Annotated in this window: 14 protein-coding genes; 7 read left to right on the top strand and 7 right to left on the bottom strand. The window is 72.9% G+C overall.

The window, feature by feature from the left end; genetic code table 11:
- Positions 1-136 precede the first annotated feature (136 nt).
- Positions 137-1,303 carry an MFS transporter gene (locus IE178_RS03895; RefSeq protein WP_193511297.1) on the bottom strand — a complete coding sequence of 389 codons (1,167 nt, stop codon included), beginning with the start codon at positions 1,301-1,303 and terminating at the stop codon, positions 137-139.
- A 298-nt stretch (positions 1,304-1,601) separates the two neighbouring features.
- On the opposite strand from IE178_RS03895, the gene IE178_RS03890 reads away from it, so the two are divergent.
- Complete coding sequence (locus IE178_RS03890; protein WP_193511296.1) at positions 1,602-2,279, top strand: hypothetical protein; 678 nt, start codon at positions 1,602-1,604, stop codon at positions 2,277-2,279.
- A 117-nt stretch (positions 2,280-2,396) separates the two neighbouring features.
- Positions 2,397-3,128, top strand: a complete 732-nt coding sequence (locus IE178_RS03885) for a class F sortase (protein WP_184762098.1) — start codon at positions 2,397-2,399, stop codon at positions 3,126-3,128.
- Positions 3,129-3,181: 53 nt separating this feature from the next.
- Here the strand turns inward: IE178_RS03885 and IE178_RS03880 are convergent, their stop codons facing one another.
- The 5 genes from IE178_RS03880 to IE178_RS03860 all read right to left on the bottom strand — a co-directional run bounded on the left by IE178_RS03880 (position 3,182) and on the right by IE178_RS03860 (position 9,186).
- Positions 3,182-4,819 (bottom strand): cellulase family glycosylhydrolase, encoded by a 1,638-nt coding sequence (locus IE178_RS03880; protein ID WP_193511295.1) that lies wholly within the window; start codon positions 4,817-4,819, stop codon positions 3,182-3,184.
- 87 nt (positions 4,820-4,906) lie between these two features.
- On the bottom strand, positions 4,907-5,998 hold the full coding sequence (locus tag IE178_RS03875) for a GDSL-type esterase/lipase family protein (protein ID WP_193511294.1): 1,092 nt from the start codon (positions 5,996-5,998) through the stop codon (positions 4,907-4,909).
- A gap of 173 nt (positions 5,999-6,171) precedes the next feature.
- On the bottom strand, positions 6,172-7,665 hold the full coding sequence (locus tag IE178_RS03870) for a tripartite tricarboxylate transporter permease (protein ID WP_193511293.1): 1,494 nt from the start codon (positions 7,663-7,665) through the stop codon (positions 6,172-6,174).
- 1 nt (position 7,666) lies between these two features.
- Positions 7,667-8,206 (bottom strand): tripartite tricarboxylate transporter TctB family protein, encoded by a 540-nt coding sequence (locus IE178_RS03865; RefSeq protein ID WP_184762094.1) that lies wholly within the window; start codon positions 8,204-8,206, stop codon positions 7,667-7,669.
- On the bottom strand, positions 8,203-9,186 hold the full coding sequence (locus IE178_RS03860; protein ID WP_193511466.1) for a Bug family tripartite tricarboxylate transporter substrate binding protein: 984 nt from the start codon (positions 9,184-9,186) through the stop codon (positions 8,203-8,205). Before IE178_RS03860 ends, IE178_RS03865 begins: the two co-directional genes overlap by 4 nt.
- Positions 9,187-9,605: 419 nt before the next feature.
- Between IE178_RS03860 and IE178_RS03855 the strand changes: the two genes are divergently transcribed.
- The 4 genes from IE178_RS03855 (at position 9,606) to IE178_RS03840 (ending at position 13,427) form a co-directional block, all read left to right on the top strand.
- On the top strand, positions 9,606-10,394 hold the full coding sequence (locus tag IE178_RS03855) for a response regulator (RefSeq protein WP_193511292.1): 789 nt from the start codon (positions 9,606-9,608) through the stop codon (positions 10,392-10,394).
- 230 nt (positions 10,395-10,624) lie between these two features.
- Complete coding sequence (locus tag IE178_RS03850; RefSeq protein ID WP_184762092.1) at positions 10,625-11,740, top strand: Gfo/Idh/MocA family protein; 1,116 nt, start codon at positions 10,625-10,627, stop codon at positions 11,738-11,740.
- Positions 11,737-12,672 (top strand): DUF6807 domain-containing protein, encoded by a 936-nt coding sequence (locus IE178_RS03845; RefSeq protein ID WP_193511291.1) that lies wholly within the window; start codon positions 11,737-11,739, stop codon positions 12,670-12,672. Before IE178_RS03850 ends, IE178_RS03845 begins: the two co-directional genes overlap by 4 nt.
- Positions 12,666-13,427, top strand: coding sequence for a cupin domain-containing protein (locus IE178_RS03840; RefSeq protein ID WP_193511290.1), 762 nt, complete (start codon positions 12,666-12,668; stop codon positions 13,425-13,427). Before IE178_RS03845 ends, IE178_RS03840 begins: the two co-directional genes overlap by 7 nt.
- Positions 13,428-13,800: 373 nt before the next feature.
- Here IE178_RS03840 and IE178_RS03835 read toward each other — a convergent pair whose 3' ends face one another.
- On the bottom strand, positions 13,801-14,472 hold the full coding sequence (locus tag IE178_RS03835; protein ID WP_184762089.1) for a phosphatase PAP2 family protein: 672 nt from the start codon (positions 14,470-14,472) through the stop codon (positions 13,801-13,803).
- Positions 14,473-14,890: 418 nt separating this feature from the next.
- Between IE178_RS03835 and IE178_RS03830 the strand changes: the two genes are divergently transcribed.
- Positions 14,891-15,850 carry a DUF8832 domain-containing protein gene (locus tag IE178_RS03830; protein WP_193511289.1) on the top strand — a complete coding sequence of 320 codons (960 nt, stop codon included), beginning with the start codon at positions 14,891-14,893 and terminating at the stop codon, positions 15,848-15,850.
- Positions 15,851-15,853: the final 3 nt, after the last annotated feature.

The raw sequence follows: 15,853 nt of genomic DNA, 5'->3' as shown, positions 1-15,853 counted from the left end.
CTCTCCCAGGTTCCGGGGGCGGTTGCCGCGCCCGCCGACGACGGACCGGCGGACGCGCGACTCCGGGTACCCCGACCTCGGACCATTGATCCGGTGATCCCGGGAAACGGGGGAGACCGCGCGGACGGGGACTTCCTCAGTCGGCGTTCACATGGCGCGTCGCGAAGCCGATGAGCGTGGCCAGTGCGGCCAGCACCGCCACGCTGGTCAGGGCGGCCGGGAGACTGAACAAGTCCGCCATGAATCCGATCGCGGGCGGTCCGAGCAGCATGCCGCCGTATCCCAGGGTGGAGGCGGTCGCCACCCCGCCGGGGCCCGCGAGGGCGCCCGCCCGCTCGACGGCCACGGGGAAGAGGTTGGCCAGGCCGATGCCGGTGATCGCGTAGCCGAGCAGGGCCGCCCACAGGGAGGGCGCGAGCGCGCCGAGCAGCATTCCGGCCGCCGCGGTGGAGCCGCCCGCGAGCACGGTGCGGGTCCGGCCGAGCCGTTCGAGCAGCGTCGTACCGGTGAGCCGCCCGATCGTCATGGCGAGCGCGAAACACGAGTACCCGACGGCCGCCGCGCCCGGCGAGGCGCCGAGGTCCTGCTCGAGATGGAGCGCACCCCAGTCGGCCAGCGCCCCTTCGCCGTACGCGGTGCACAGCGCGATGAGTCCGAAGACGATCACCAGCGCGCGGGTGCGGCGGTCCAGCCGGCGCGGGGCGCCCTGCTCGGGCCTCCTCCGCCCGTCCGCCGGCGTCAGCGGCTCGCACCGCATGAGCACCCGCCCCGCCACGGCCGTGACCAGCAGACCGACGACGGCCAGCCCCCACAGGTGCCGGGTCGGTGACAGGGAGCCGGCGACCAGGGCGCCCAGGCCCGCGCCGATCATGCCGCCCAGACTGAACGCGGCGTGGAAGCTGGGCATGACGGGCCGCTTCAGCGCGGCCACGAGATCGACGGCGGCGCTGTTGAAGGCGACGTTGATGCCGCCGTACGCCGCGCCGAACAGCAGCAGGACGGCGCCGAGCGCGAGCACCGAATGGGTCAGCGGCGGCAGGCCGACGCCGAGGCAGAGCAGGACCGCGCAGACGACGGTGACGAGGTGACTGCCGTAGCGGCGGCACAGGCGGCCGGTGAGCGTCATGGTGATGACGGCCCCGGCGGAGACGCCGAGCAGGGCGAGGCCCAGGGTGCTCGCGGAGGCGCCGGTCTGTTCCTTGATGGCCGGGATGCGGACGACCCAGCCGGCGAAGACGAAGCCGTCGAGGGCGAAGAAGGCGGTCAGGGCGAGACGGAGTCGGACGAGGTCGGGACCCGGCACCACACTGTGCGAACGGGTTTTGTTTATCAGCGACACAAAGTGAGGCTAGGTGGGCACGGAGCCCGGGGCAAGGGCGCCGGAGGGCGGGAGCGGGGTGGTGGCGGGCGGGGGTCGGGAGCGGTGGCGGGAGTCGCGGCGGGGAGGCCGGGGCGTCTCCGCGGGAGTGGCCGCGTTAACCCGTGTGAACGTCCCGGATGGTGGGACCGGCCGACATGACTAACGGTGGATCATGCCGGAGAACGGGACAACCGTGCTGACGCGGAGTCAGCTGCTCGGTCTCCTGCGGAAGGACTCTCAGATGCGTTCTGCCCGCATGGTGCTCGCCACCGCAACGGCCACGGCGGCCCTCGCCATCGCCGCGCCCGCAGCCTACGCCGACCACACGGGTGACGGGGGCCACGACGACTCTTCCTACAGCAAGGAGCACGACTCTACTTCCAGCAAGGAGGAGGACTCTTCCAGCAAGGAGGAGGACTCTTCCTACAGCAAGGAGCAGGACTCTTCCTACAGCAAGGAGCACGACAAGGACGGCAAGCACGACAAGCCGTACGGCGGAATGCACACGGGCGGCGGGGCTCTTGCCGCCGTGAGCGAGGAGGACTGGGGCACCGCCGACAAGGAGCACGACAAGGACAGCAAGCACGACAAGGACAGCAAGCAAGACAAGCCGCACGGTGGGATGCACACGGGCGGCGGGGCTCTTGCCGCCGTGAGCGAGGAGGACTGGGGCACCGCCAAGGACCCGAAGTACGACCCCGAGACCTACAAGGACAAGGGCGACTCCGAGAGCGAGGAGTCCTGGAGCGGCAAGCAGGGCAAGGAGTGGAAGCACGAGAAGCCGCGCGGCGGGATGCACACCGGCGGCGGCGGTCTCGCCGACCCCGGTGTCACGGCCGGCGGTCTGGCCGCACTCGCGGTCCTCGGCACCGGTGCGTACGCGCTGCGCCGCAAGAAGGTCTCCGGGGACGTGGCCTGAGCCATGCCCGGCGTCATAGCGGCCGGGGCCGTCGTACGCGCTTCGCGCGTCCCGGCGGCCCCGCCCGCTCTGCCGCGTGTCTTACCCGCTGCCGTGCCCGAATGAGGTGGTTCCCCGATGCCGGCCAGTCCCCCCACCCCCCTCGAAACCGATCCGGCGTCACCGCTGAGGCGGAGACTGCGCGCCGTCATGACGGCCGTCTTCTGGAGCGGGGTCGGCCTGGTGCTGGCCACGACCTTGCTGGGCGGAACCGAGGATCCCCCGGACGACGCCCACGGACCGCACGCGCCCCCCGCGGTGTCCACGGCGCCGTCCGGCCCCGCCGCGAGCGACCGGCCTGCCGCCGGTGAGCCCGCTCCCCGTGAGCCGGCTGCCCGTGAGCCGGCGGCCAAGCGGTTGCCGCGGTCCGAGCCGACCCGGCTCCTCATCCCCGCCATCGACGTCGACGCTCCCTTCACCGATCTCGCCATCAACGGCAAGGGCCAGCTCGAGCCGCCGCCGGCCCACAACACCAACCTGGTCGGCTGGTACGCCAAGGGCGTCTCCCCGGGCGAACGCGGTACGTCGATCATCGCCGGGCACGTGGACACGGCGACGTCCCCGGCCGTGTTCGCGCGCCTGAGCGAACTGAAGAAGGGGGACCGGTTCCGGGTGCTGCGCGAGGACGGCAGCAAGGCGACGTTCGTGGTGGACGAGACGGAGTCGTACGACAAGGACGACTTCCCCGACGCGCGCGTGTACGCCGACACCCCCGACGCCCAGGTCCGGCTCATCACCTGCGCGGGGGACTACGACCGTGCCGCCAAGGACTACACCGAGAACCTGGTGGTCTTCGCCCATCTCGTCTGACCCGGCCGGGTGGCTGCCCGGAAGGGGGAGGGACCTTCCGGGCAGCACGTCCGTCAGGCCACGGAGCAGTCCGCGCCGTTGAGACTGAACGCCGTGGGGCTGGGGTTCGTGCCGGTCCGCGTGCCCGTGAAGCCGAGGGTCACCGAGCCGGACGCGGGGATCGCCGCGGTGTACGAGGCGGAGGTGACGCTGACCTCGGAACCGCTCTGGGCCGGCGTGCCACCCCACATGTTGGTGATGCGCTGGCCGGCGGGGAAGCTCCAGCGCAGCGTCCACCCGTTGACCGCCGAGCTTCCGGTGTTGCGGACCGTGACCTCGCCCTGGAAGCCGCCCGGCCATTCGCCGGTCACCCGGTAGCCGACCTCACAGGCCCCCGTCGTTCCGCCGGAGGGCGTGGTGACGGTCACCGTGGCGGAGCGCTGCGAGCGGTTGCCGGCGGCGTCCCGGGCGTAGACGGCGAAGGTGTAGGAGGTGGCCGCGGTGAGTCCGGTGACGGTGGCGGAGGTGCCGGTCGTCGTGGTGGCGACGGTCTCCGTGCCACCGCTGATCCGCACGACGTCGTAGCCCGTGACGCCGTTCGCGTCGGTGGCGGCACCCCAGGTGAGCGTGGCGGACGAGGCGGTCACCGCCGAGGCGGCCGGGGTGCCCGGAGCGGTCGGGGCGGTGGTGTCGCCGCCGGAGCCGGATCCGTAGATCGCGGCTTCCTCGGACGTGGCGGCGATGCCGTTGGCGCCGTTGAAGAGGCGCTCGCCCCAGCTGGTCAGCTGGTTCGGGTCGAAGTTCGTGACCATGTCCAGGTACTCGACCCCGCCGCCGTTGCCGCTCCAGGACCAGCCGAGGTAGCCGAGGCGGAGCTGCTGGGTGACGGCCAGGATGGTGTTCTCGTCGGGGTTGCCGTCGGAGTGGTCGTGGCCGAACTCCCCGACCACGATGGGGAGTCTCGCGGCGACGAAGCGGCCGAGGTAGTCGCTGATCTCGGCGGCGGTGTCGAACACTCCGTACATGTGGATGGAGAAGACCGTGTTGGCGTCCGGGTCGGCGGCGAAGACCGAGGCCGCGTTGTCGCGCATGGTGAACGCCCAGTCCTGGCCCCAGTTCGGGGCGTCGACCATCAGGGTGTGGTCGAACCCGGCGTCTCGCAGCTTCTTGATCGCCGCCTTGGTGTCGGCCGTCCAGTTCGTGTAATTGGTGTTCCCGTACGGCTCGTTGCCGATGTTGACGATGACGTGGTCCTCCTGGCCGGCCAGCGCGCTGTGGACGCCGATCCAGTAGTCGGCGGCGCGGGAGAGGGTGACCGCCCCGCTCTGCTCGCCGTAGCCGGTGGTGTCGTGCACCTCCAGGACGCAGATCAGCCGGTTCTGCTTGCACTGCGCGACGACGTCTGCCACGTCGGCGGCGTCGTTTCGGGTCCAGCGGTCGCCGCTGGACAGGACGACGCGCACGGTGTTGGCGCCCTTGGCCTTGATGTGCGCCAGTGAGCTGATCCGGTCGGCGTACCAGGTGTGCGCGTGATTGACACCGCGCATCACGAAGTCGTTCCCGGACGCCTCGAGGAGGCGGCCGTTCTCGACGCGGAAGCCGGTGGGTGCCGCATGGGCCGGAGTGGTGAGGGCGAGGAGCGGGAGGAGGAGTCCCAGGAGGGCGGCGACGAGGCCGGCCGCTCGTGGGAAGGGGCGTTCGGGGAAGCTCATGGCGGCTCCAGTGGAGGGGAGGGGATCTCGGTCGGTGCCGGCGACCGCCGTCGCGGTGCCGGAGCCCGGGCGTGCTCGGCCCGTGCGTCAGGAGGAGGCCGTGGCCGCGCAGTCGACGGTCGCGGCCGGGGCGCTGGATGTCGCGGGGGTGGTGGCGATGAGGCCGAAGCCGGCGCTCGCACCCGGGGCGAGGGCGCCGTTCCAGCCCGCGTCGGTGACGGTGGCCGTGCCGTCGGCGGCCGTGGTGAGGGTGCCGTTCCACACCTGGGCGACACGGGCGCCGTCGGCCGGTTCGACCGTCACCCTCCAGCCCTCGACGGGGGCGGCGGAGGTGTTGCGCACCGTCACCTCGGCCTGGTAACCGCCCTGCCAGGCGGAGACGGCCCGGAAGGACGCGGTGCAGGTGAGGTCGCCGTCGCCCGGGTCACCGGGACCGCCCGGTACACCTTCCTCCAGGAGCGCGGCCAGGGCGGGGAACCAGCGGGCGGCGATCTTCTCGTCGCCGGCGGCGTTCGGATGCACGCCGTCGTAGGTGTCGGTGGACGTGTCGAACCCGGCCCACTGGTCGACCACGGTCACCGGGGAGCGGCTGGTGCTCGTCGCCGCGGCCCACCCCGGGATCCGGGCGTTGAAGTCGACGACGCGCTGGGCGCAGGCGGCGCACGAGCCGGGGTTCATGGGGATGAGCTGTGCGACGAGGATCCGCATGTCCGGGTTGGACGCCCGCATCTGCGTCACCAGCTCGGTGTACGCGGCGAGGATGCGGTCGGGGGAGATACTGCTCCAGACGTCGTTCGTGCCGAAGTGCATGACAACGATGTCCGGCCGGGTCGCCGCCAGCCGTGCGGGAAGCAGGTCCTGGTCCGCGACGTTGGTGACCAGCTCGCCGCCGTGTCCCTCGTTGTCCCCGTCGTGCTCCACGCCGCAGCCCTGCTCGGGCAGGGTGCCGACGAAGTCGATGTCCGTGTGGCCGGCCTCCAGCAGCCGGTTCCACAGCACCGCCCGCCAGCAGCCCGGTGAACCGGTGATGGAGTCGCCGAGCGGCATGATGCGCACCGGGGTGGCGGCGGACGAGGCTGCCGCACTCGGCGCGAGGCTCACGCCGAGGGGGAGGAACAGGGCGGCCAGCAGGCCGAGGAGCGGAAGCGTGCGTAAGCGCCGAAGGCGGGTGTCGCGCATGGTTTCCCCTTCCCTGGATGAGGTGGGAGCGCTCCCATGCCGGACATCAAGCCACTGTTGTCATTGACGCGTCAAGGGGTTGGACGCGTTGCGGTTCCGGGCGCCCAGGGGCCGTACGCCCGCGGGGCGCGGCCTCGGCATGCCGCGCCCCGACAGTCGAATTCGGCGTTCGATCAGGTCCCGGAGCCCTTCCGGGGCAGGGCCCTGCGCACCAGCGGCCAGGCCAGCAGCAGCACGACGACCGCGTAAACAGTCACCGAGAACGGTGTGTCCACCAGACCCGTGACGCTGCCGTCGCTGATCTGCAGGGCACGACGGAGCTGCTGTTCGGCGGCCGGGCCCAGGATGACCCCGATCACGGCGGGCAGCACCGGCAGTCCGTAGCGCCGCATACCGAAACCGATCAGGCCGATGATCAGCAGGATCACCAGGTCGATCACCTCACCGCCGACCGCGTACGCGCCCACCGCGGCGAAGAACAGGATCCCCGCGTAGAGGTACGGCCGCGGGATGCGCAGCAGCTTCGCCCACACCGGTGCGAGCGGCAGGTTCAGGGCGAGCAGCAGCACCATGCCGACGAACAGCGAGGCGATCAGGCCCCACACCAGGTCGGGTTCGCGTTCGAAGAGCAGCGGGCCGGGCTGGATGCCGTACTGCTGGAACGCGGCCAGCATCACCGCCGCGACCGCCGTGGTCGGCAGGCCCAGGGTCAGCATCGACACCAGCGTGCCCGCGGCCGAGGCCGACGCGGCCGACTCCGGACCCGCGACCCCCTCGATGGCGCCCTTGCCCCACTCGTCCTTGTGCTTCGACAGCCGCTTCTCCGTGACGTACGACAGGAAGGTCGGGATCTCCGCCCCGCCCGCCGGGATCGCGCCGAAGGGGAAGCCGATGAACGGGCCGCGCGCCCAGGACTTCCAGGTGCGCCTCAGATCGGCGCGGCCCAGCCACGGCCGGCCCACCGGGATCGGCTCCGGCGGCCTGCGCCGCAGATGGGCGGCGACCCACAGCGCCTCGCCGATGGCGAACAGTCCCACGGCGACGATCACCACGTCGACGCCGTCGGCCAGTTGCAGCGAACCGAACGTCAGCCGCTGCTGACCGGTCATCTGGTCCAGGCCCACCAGGCCGATCGTCAGACCGATCAGCAGCGAGGCCAGGCCCCGGACCCGGGACGAACCGAGCACGGACGTCACGGCGATGAACGCCAGCACCATGATGGCGAAGTAGTCCGGGGCGCCGATGTCCACCGCGAGGTCGGCGACCGTCGGGGCCAGCGCGACCAGCAGGATCGTGCCGACCATGCCGCCCGCGAAGTGCCCGATGGCGGCGGCCGCGAGGGCCTGGGCGCCGCGACCCGACTTGGCCATGGGGTTGCCCTCCATGGCCGCGACCACGGCGGCGCTCTCACCGGGTGTGTTCAGCAGGATGGAGGTGGTCGAACCGCCGAACATCGCGCCGTAGTAGATGCCGGCGAACATGATGAACGCGCCGATCGGATCGAGCCCGTACGTCACCGGCAGCAGCAGCGCCACCGCCATCGCCGGGCCGATGCCGGGCAGCACGCCGATCGCCGTGCCGAGCAGCACGCCCACGGCGGCCCAGAGCAGGTTGAGCGGGGTGAGGGCCGTACCGAAGCCGTCCATGAGGGAGTTGAGGGCGTTCATGTCACAGCACTCCCATCAGCGGACCGCCGGGGAGCGGCACTCCGAGCAGGTTGTTGAACACGGCGTAGGTGACGAGGGACAGCACCGCCGCGATGAGGGGATCGCGGTCGATACTGCGGCTGCCGAGCGCGTAGGCCGCGCCCCAGAAGAGCAGCGCGCCCGCGACGGGGAAGCCGAGCGGCTCGATGAGTACGGCGGTGCCGAGGAACACCCCGGTCAGCAGCAGCACCGTGCGCCAGTCGGCCGGTTCGGACAGGTCGACGTCCTCGCCGGTCTCGGCCTGCCCCCGGCCGCCGCGCAGCACGTCGACCGCGAGCAGCGCGGCGACGACGAGCAGTCCGCCGCCGACGACGATCGGCACGGTCGTCGGGCCGACGGGCCCGCGCTGGGCGATGTCGACGTCCATGGTGAGCGCGTCGGTCAGCACGAGCACGCCCAGGGCCAGCAGCAGGACGCAGACGCCGAGTTCGGAGTGGTCGCGGAGCCAGGAGCGCCGTTCGGCGGCGGGCGCCGTGGTCGCATCGGTGGTCGGTGTCGTCACAGTCCCAGCTCCTTCAGTACCGAGACCACGCGCTTGTCCTCGGCGTCCAGGAACGCGCCGAACTCCTCGCCGGTCAGGAAGGCGTCGTCCCAGCCGTTCCGCTTCATCGACTCCCGCCACTCGTCCGAGTCGTGCAGCGCCTCCACCAGGCGTACGAGCTTGTCGCGCTCGGCGTCGGTGAGGCCGGGCGGGGCGACGATGCCGCGCCAGTTGGTGAAGCTCACGTCGTAGCCCGCCTCCTCGAGCGTGGGCGCGTCGAGCCCCGCGACGCGCTTCGGGCCGGTGACCGCGAGCAGCCGCAGCTCACCCGACTTGATCTGGTCGAGGTACTCACCGACGCCGGAGACGCCGAAAGCGACCTTGTTGCCGAGGATCGAGGCGAGCAGTTCGCCACCGCCGTCGAAGGGGATGTAGTTCACCTGCTTCGGCGGGATCCCGGCGGCCCGCGCCATCAGCATCGGCGCGAGGTGGTCGGGCCCGCCGGGGGAGGATCCGCCGCCCACCGGAAGCTTGCCGGGGTCGTCCTTCCAGGCGCCGATCAGGTCGTCGATCGTCTTGTACGGGGAGTCCTTCGCGACCACGACGACGTCCTGCTCCTCGGTGAGCCGGGCGATCGGGGTGGTGTCGGCGAGGGTCTTGGGCGCGTCGTTGGAGCGGACGGCGCCGACCACGCCCAGGCCCATCGACATGGCGAGCTTGCCGTTGCCGTGCTCGCTCACCAGCCGGCTCAGGCCCACGGTGCCGCCGGCGCCGGGCAGGTTGAACACCTCGACGGTGTGGGTGAGCCCGGCGTCCTCGGCGTTCTTCGCGGCCGTACGGGCCGTGATGTCGTAGCCGCCGCCGGGCGTGTTGGGAACCATGAAACGCAGGCCCGGGATCTGGGTGCCGCTCTCGGCGCCGCTGCCGGTCGTGAGCAGCGGAGGGCCCACGAGTACGAGCACGGCGGCCCCGAGCAGGGCGAGGGGTGTGCGCAGGCGCACGAATGCCACCACCTGTCGGTCGGTCGTCTGGGATCACGCCAAGCCCTGTGGGGGGAGGGTGACGCGGGCCACATGGTGCCCGCGTACCGTCGGGCTGTCGCGCTTGCGGAACCAATGGAGGTTGTGGTCATTGCGTCAGCGGCGGGCTTCAGTGGCGTACATCTCTTTCCCCGGCCGCAGGTGAGCGCCATGATGGCGGCTCCGGCAGTGCCGGACCCACCCGTGTGACGCCGTGTCGCACGGGCGGGGTGGACGGCCCGTCGCGGCCGGGACGGACCGTCCGGCGGGTGTGCCGGGGTGGACGGTCCGCCCGCACGGCCGCCGGCCACCTCACCGACGCGGTGGCGGTCCGGGCGGACGGTCGGCGCGCACGACCGCCGGGCCACCTCACCGACGCGGTGGCGGAAGGAGCAGAACCGATGACCAGCACGCGGGACGAACGTCCCATGCCCGCGGGCGACGACACGATCGACGTGCTCGTCGTCGACGACGACTTCAGGGTGGCCCGGGTGCACCGCGCCTACGTCGAACGCCTCGACGTGTTCCGGGTCGTCGGCGTCGCCGGAACCGGTGAGCAGGCGATCGCAGCCGTGGACGAACTCCGCCCCGATCTGGTGCTGCTCGACTTGTATCTTCCCGATCTCTTCGGCCTCGACGTCATCCCCCGGCTGCGCACCGCCGGGCACGACTGCGACGTGATGGTCATCAGCGCCGCCCGGGAGGCGGACGCGGTGCGCGGGGCCGTCCGGCAGGGGGTCGTCGACTATCTGCTCAAGCCGTTCGACTTCGAGGACCTGCGGGGCCGTCTGGAGCGCTACGCCGTCCAGCGCGGCCGGCTGCTCGACACGGTCGTCCGCGGTCAGGCGGACGTCGACCGGGTCCTGGCGGGGGCGGGAGCGGCGGTGGCCGTGTCCCCGGTGCTGCCCAAGGGGATGAGCGCGGAGACCGCCGGGCTGATCGAACGCACCCTCCGCGAGGCCGACGGCACGCTGTCGGCCACCGAGTGCGCCGGCCTGACCGGCGTCTCCCGGGTCAGCGCCCGCCGGTACCTGGAGTACTTCCACACCGCCGGCAGTGTGGAGGTGTCGCTGCGGTACGGGGCGACGGGGCGGCCGGAGCGGCGTTACCGGTTTCTGGGGCCGGGGGGTGGCCGGGCGGTCGGTGGACGCAGCGGCGGGCTTCGGCCGGGGGGTGAGGTGCGGGCGTAGCGGGCCTGTGCGGGCGGTTGATCACCTGTGTGGGCGCGGCGGGCCCGTAGGGCGCTGGGTGCCTGGGACGGGCTCCGACGTGGGCGCGGCGGGCGCGGGCCCGTAGGGGCGCCGGATCTCGAACAGGCAGATGTGGGGGTTGTCCCGGCCTGCGCTCGGGCCTAGGGTCATCGGTCGAGGGAAAGCGCTTTCTAGTGCGTGTCCGCCTCTACCGTTCCAAGGAGCGCCGCATGTCCTTGTCCCCCGCCCGCCGTCGCGTCGCCGTCGTCGGCACCGGCGCCATCGTCAGCGGCGGCCATCTGCCCGCGCTGCGCGCCCACGGCGACCGCACCGAGCTGGTCGCCGCCGTCGATGTGGACCAGGGCCGGCTCGACGCCTTCCGCGCGGCGGCCGGGGACCGGGTCGCCGGGTTCACCTCGATGAGCGCGATGCTGGACGCCGTACGCCCGGACCTGGTGCTGATCGGGACCCCGCCGTCGCTCCACCGCGAGCAGACGGTGGCCGCGCTCAAGGCGGGCGCCTGGGTGCTGTGCGAGAAGCCGCTGTGCCTGTCGCTCGCCGAGTACGACGAGATCGCCGCCGCCGAGGAGGCGTCGGGGGCGTACGCGTCCGTGGTCTTCCAGCACCGGTACGGCTCGGGCGCCGTGCACGCCCGCGAGCTGATCGCGCGCGGTGAGCTGGGCGCCCCGCTGGTCGCGCACTGCCAGACCACCTGGCACCGGGATGCCGCCTACTATTCCGTGCCCTGGCGCGGACGGTGGGCCACCGAGGGCGGCGGGCCGACGATGGGGCACGGCATCCACCAGTACGACCTGCTGCTGCACCTGCTCGGCGAGTGGGAGGAGGTACGGGCCATGGCGGCACGCCTGGTCCACGACACCGAGAGCGAGGACGTCTCCACCGCTCTGGTGCGTTTTCGCAACGGAGCGCTCGCGACCGTCGTCAACAGCGTGCTCTCGCCGGACGAGGTGAGCCGCGTCCGGATCGACTGTGCCGACGCGACGGTCGAACTCACCCACCTGTACGGGCACGTCAACGACGACTGGACCTACACCCCGGCCCGGCACGTCCCCGCCGAGCGCGCCGCCGCCTGGCGCACGCCCGCGCAGGACGTGCCCAGTTCGCACACGGCCCAGCTCGGTACCTTCCTCGACGCCTACGACGCCGGCCGGCGACCGCCGGGCAGCGGCCCGGAGGCCCGGGGCACCCTCGAGTTCGCGGCGGCCCTGTACAAGGCGGCGTTCACCGGCCGGCCGGTGCGGGCCGGCGAGATCGCACCCGGCGATCCCTTCCACGAGGCCATGCACGGTGGCCGTACCGACTGGGCAGCCGAGGAGCGCGCATGAGCAGCCGCGGCATCCGCGTCACCCACACCCATGGCGAGGCCGTCACGGTGACCGCCGCGGGCGGCACGGAGATCCTCCGCTACGTCTACCGGCCGGATCCCGAGCGGTTCGAGTCCCGCAAGCCGTACGCCCACCCGGTGCGCACGCTCGGCGGGCGTACGGTGACCGGGTACCGCCCGAACGACCACCGGTGGCACAAGGGGCTGCAGATGACGGCCAGTCATCTGTCGGGCCAGAACTTCTGGGGCGGCAACTCCTATGTCCACGACCGGGGTTACCTCCCGCTGCCCGAACGCGTCGGCTCGATGCGGCACGACGGCTTCTCCGCCTTCACGGTCCAAGACGACCGCTGTGACATCACCGAGGACCTCACCTGGGTGGAGAACGGGGGCGCCGAGTGGGCGCGGGAGGAGCGCGGTCTGAGCGTCCACTCGGTCGACGAGGAGGCCGGCGCGTGGGTGCTGGACTGGTCGCTCCAGCTCACCAACCTCCGTGACTCCGCCCTGCGGTTCGGCTCGCCGACCACCGCCGGGCGTGAGATGGCCGGTTACACCGGGCTCCAGTGGCGCGGCCCGCGCGACTTCACCGGGGGTACGGTCTTCGCCCCGGACACCGATGCCGAGGGCGGAGGACTCATGGGAACGCAGGGTCCCTGGCTCGCCTTCAGTGCCGAGCACGACGAGTACGACGGCCACTCCACGCTCGTTTTCGCGCACGCGCCGGAGAACCTCGACGAGGGGAGCGCCATCCATCCCTCGCACTGGTTCGTGCGCGCGGAGCCGATTCCGACGGTCGCGTTCTCCTGGGCGTTCTTCGAGGAGTTCGCGCTGCCGCCGGGGGAGTCGTTCGCCTACAGGTACCGGATCGTGGTCGCGGACGGGGCGTGGGACCGGGAACGGGTGGGGGCGTATCTGGACGGGCTGCCGTGGTGAGCGGGCCCGCGTCGCCGCCTGCCGCGCCGTTGCCCGGTGCCGTCGGGCTGTCGCACCTCCGTGCCTACGACTGGGAGGCCGCCGACGGTGTGTGCGGGGGCAGCCCGCATCTGCATCTGGTGTGCACGGAGGCGTACGTCGTCACCGGCGGCCGGGGCGCCGTGCAGACGCTGAGTCCCGACGGCTACCGGGACATCCCGCTGGAGCCGGGGACGGTGGCCTGGTTCACTCCGGGGACCGTGCACCGGATGGTGCAGGGCGGCGATCTGCGGGTCACGGTGCTGATGCAGAACAGCGGCCTGCCCGAGGCCGGGGACGCCGTGTTCACCTTCCCGCCCGAGGTGCTGGCCGACCCCGGCCGGTACGCCGCCGCCGCGACGCTTCCGGCCGGTACGGGGGCGGAGACGGAGGCGGCGGCGCGACGTCGGCGGGACCTCGCCGTCGAGGGGTATCTCGTGCTGCGTGAGGCGCTCGTCGCCGGGGACGCGGGGCCTTGTCTGGAGTTCCAGCGCGCGGCCGCCCTGCTGGTGCGGGAGCGGGTGCCGGTCTGGCGGGAGTTGTGGCGGGCCGGTGCGCTGGCCGCTGCCGAGAGCACGGGTGCCCACCTGGACGCGCTGGCCGTCGGTGACCCCGCCCACCTCGGCGAGGCGTCGGCGTACGCGGCCGGCCCCAGTCGGCGTGGCGGGTACGGCATGTGCGGGCGGCGGGACGAGTACGCGCTGCCGGGGGCCACGGTGCCGTACGCCGGCGGGTGAGGGTCCCGCCGCGCGCCGCGGGTGGCGCCTGCGGGTGATGGGTGGGTCGGGGCGGGGTCGGGGGTGCCCGTCCTCGGCCTGGCGCGGAATGGGTCACTTGGCGGGGTACGGGCGCGGACGCGCCGGCCACTGCGGGCGGACACCCCCGCCCCGTCCCCTTCACGCCGTACGCGTCGCTGACTGCGGACAGTCGCGGGCCGGCGCCCGACTGCGGGCCGTCGTGCCGCTGGGGCGTGGCGACGGCGAGGGCGATGACGGTGGGGGAGGGTGGACGCGGCGGCATCGCGCGAAACGCCGGGCTGCGCAACCGCCCCGGCCCACCACCGTCACACGCGGCCTGCGGCGAGCGTGCGGGAGGCACGAGGCACGAGGGTCACGACCGCCGGGGAAAGCGCATGCGGCCGAGGGCGTACGAGGCGGGCAGATACGCCGTCGCCACCGCGAGGGCGGTAGCGGCGCTGGCGATCCCGAGCACGGCGCCGGCCGCCACGTCCCCCGGGTAGTGCACGCCCGTGTGGACACGCGAGTAGCCGACCGCGCCCGCCAGCGCCCCGAGCGGGACCGACGCGGCGGGCAGAACCGTACCGACCGCCGTGGCGAACGCGACCGCCGACGCGGTGTGCCCGGAGGGGAAGGAGGCCGACGTCGGCATGGGCACGTGCCGGTCCATGGTCACCCGGGCCGCCTCCCGGTCCGGGCGGGCCCTGCGGACCAGGCGCTTGCCCAGCAGGTTGGCCGAAGCCGAGGCCACGGCGATGGCGCCGACCCCGACGAGCGCCGCCCGGCGCGGCCGTGACCCGCTCAGGGCCAGGGCACCGGCGATGGCGAACGAGATCTTGGAGTGGTCGGCCGTGTGGGAGAGCCGGCGCAGTGCCCGGTCCAGGGTCGGCGTGGGCGTGGCGGCGACCGCCGCGTACAGGGCGCCGTCCACGGCCCTGAGGTCCCCGAGCACGGCGGAGGCGACCCTGCGCAGTCCGTCGGCGGGCGGTACGGGCCTGGTGAGCGGACGGGTGACGTCCTGGTCGGTGGTGGGCGGCTCGCTCATCTGTCTCTCCCGCGGTGGCATCGTGGAGTGGCGTACCCGCACCATGGCGCGGGAATCACCAGGTGCCCACGGTACGCATGATCCACACGGGAGGCCCGCCCGCCCCCGGGGCAACGGCCGTTCGGGCCGCCCGAAAGTGCGCAGGAGTGGGGAGTTAGCGGCCACCGGCCCCGGGACCTTCTGGGCGCGGTCCACTTCGCGGCGTCGGCGGTCTCCGGCGCCTGCGCGTGCCTAGCCGCGCAGGCGCCCCTGACGGACCTGCCCCAGCAGGACCTGCCGAAGACTCCCGCCCCTCCCCCCCGCCCGTACACACGACAAGGGTGCAACGGCTTGACTTGATACCCCCTAAGGGTATGGTGAGCTGTATCGATCGGCTCGCAGTGAGCCGCCTGGCCCCTGTTCCCGAGGAGAGACGGCCATGCACACCGGCCTGAGGATCACCGCGTTCGCCGCCGCCCTGGCCGCCACCTTCGGGACGGCCTACGGGGTCGGCCGGGGACTCGACCCGGTCGTCGCGGACCGTGCGCCGGCGCACGACGAGCAGCACGCGTCCTCACCGGCGGCGCGGGAGGGCGGCGGCGACACCGGGCACGACACCACCCCCGCCGGCGGACTCCAGATCTCCGAGCACGGTTACAGCCTGGACCTCAAGACCCCGCGCGTCACCGCCGGACAGCGCGCCGACCTGCGCTTCACCGTCCGGGACGCGAGCGGCAGGCCCGTGACCGAGTACCGTCGCGAGCACGACAAGGAACTGCACCTCATCGTGGTCTCGCGCGACCTGCTCACCTACCGCCATCTCCACCCCGGCCGCGCCGCCGACGGCACCTGGAGCACGCCCGTCGATCTGCCCCTGGCCGGCGGCTACCGGGTCTTCGCCGACTTCACCCCCGCCGGGAAGGGCGCGCGGAACCTCACCCTCGGTGCCGACCTCGCAGCCTCCGGCACCTACCGGCCGCAGGAACTGCCGCGAGCCGGCGCCACGGCCCGCGTCGACGGGTACGAGGTCCGGCTGACCGGGGGGCTGCGCCCGGGGCGGGCGAGTGAACTGCGGCTGACCGTCTCCCGCGACGGCGAGCCGGTCACCGACCTCCAGCCCTATCTCGGCGCCTACGGCCATCTGGTCGCCCTGCGCTCCGGAGACCTCGCCTACCTGCACGTCCACCCGCACGGCGAACCCGGCGACGGCAGGACCCCGTCCGGCCCGGAGGTCTCCTTCACGGCCACGGCACCCAGCGGCGGCAGCTACCGGCTGTTCCTCGACTTCAAGCACGACGGAGTCGTCCGCACCGCCGCGTTCACGGTCCGGGCCGGGACGGGCACCACCGCACCGGACGCCGGCGGCGCGGAGCACTCCGACGACGGTCACGGCCACTGAGCC

This window comes from Streptomyces griseoloalbus (assembly GCA_014650015.1).
Lineage (GTDB): Bacteria > Actinomycetota > Actinomycetes > Streptomycetales > Streptomycetaceae > Streptomyces > Streptomyces griseoloalbus.
This window is presented reverse-complemented; position numbering and strand designations above follow the sequence as displayed.

Coding starts and splice junctions, on each gene's coding strand:
- IE178_RS03880 (WP_193511295.1), bottom strand. CDS start 4,819: ATGAGCTTCCCCGAACGCCCCTTCCCACGAGCGGCCGGCCTCGTCGCC.
- IE178_RS03850 (WP_184762092.1), top strand. CDS start 10,625: ATGTCCTTGTCCCCCGCCCGCCGTCGCGTCGCCGTCGTCGGCACCGGC.
- IE178_RS03870 (WP_193511293.1), bottom strand. CDS start 7,665: ATGAACGCCCTCAACTCCCTCATGGACGGCTTCGGTACGGCCCTCACC.
- IE178_RS03855 (WP_193511292.1), top strand. CDS start 9,606: ATGACCAGCACGCGGGACGAACGTCCCATGCCCGCGGGCGACGACACG.
- IE178_RS03830 (WP_193511289.1), top strand. CDS start 14,891: ATGCACACCGGCCTGAGGATCACCGCGTTCGCCGCCGCCCTGGCCGCC.
- IE178_RS03890 (WP_193511296.1), top strand. CDS start 1,602: ATGCGTTCTGCCCGCATGGTGCTCGCCACCGCAACGGCCACGGCGGCC.
- IE178_RS03885 (WP_184762098.1), top strand. CDS start 2,397: ATGCCGGCCAGTCCCCCCACCCCCCTCGAAACCGATCCGGCGTCACCG.
- IE178_RS03845 (WP_193511291.1), top strand. CDS start 11,737: ATGAGCAGCCGCGGCATCCGCGTCACCCACACCCATGGCGAGGCCGTC.
- IE178_RS03835 (WP_184762089.1), bottom strand. CDS start 14,472: ATGAGCGAGCCGCCCACCACCGACCAGGACGTCACCCGTCCGCTCACC.
- IE178_RS03875 (WP_193511294.1), bottom strand. CDS start 5,998: ATGCGCGACACCCGCCTTCGGCGCTTACGCACGCTTCCGCTCCTCGGC.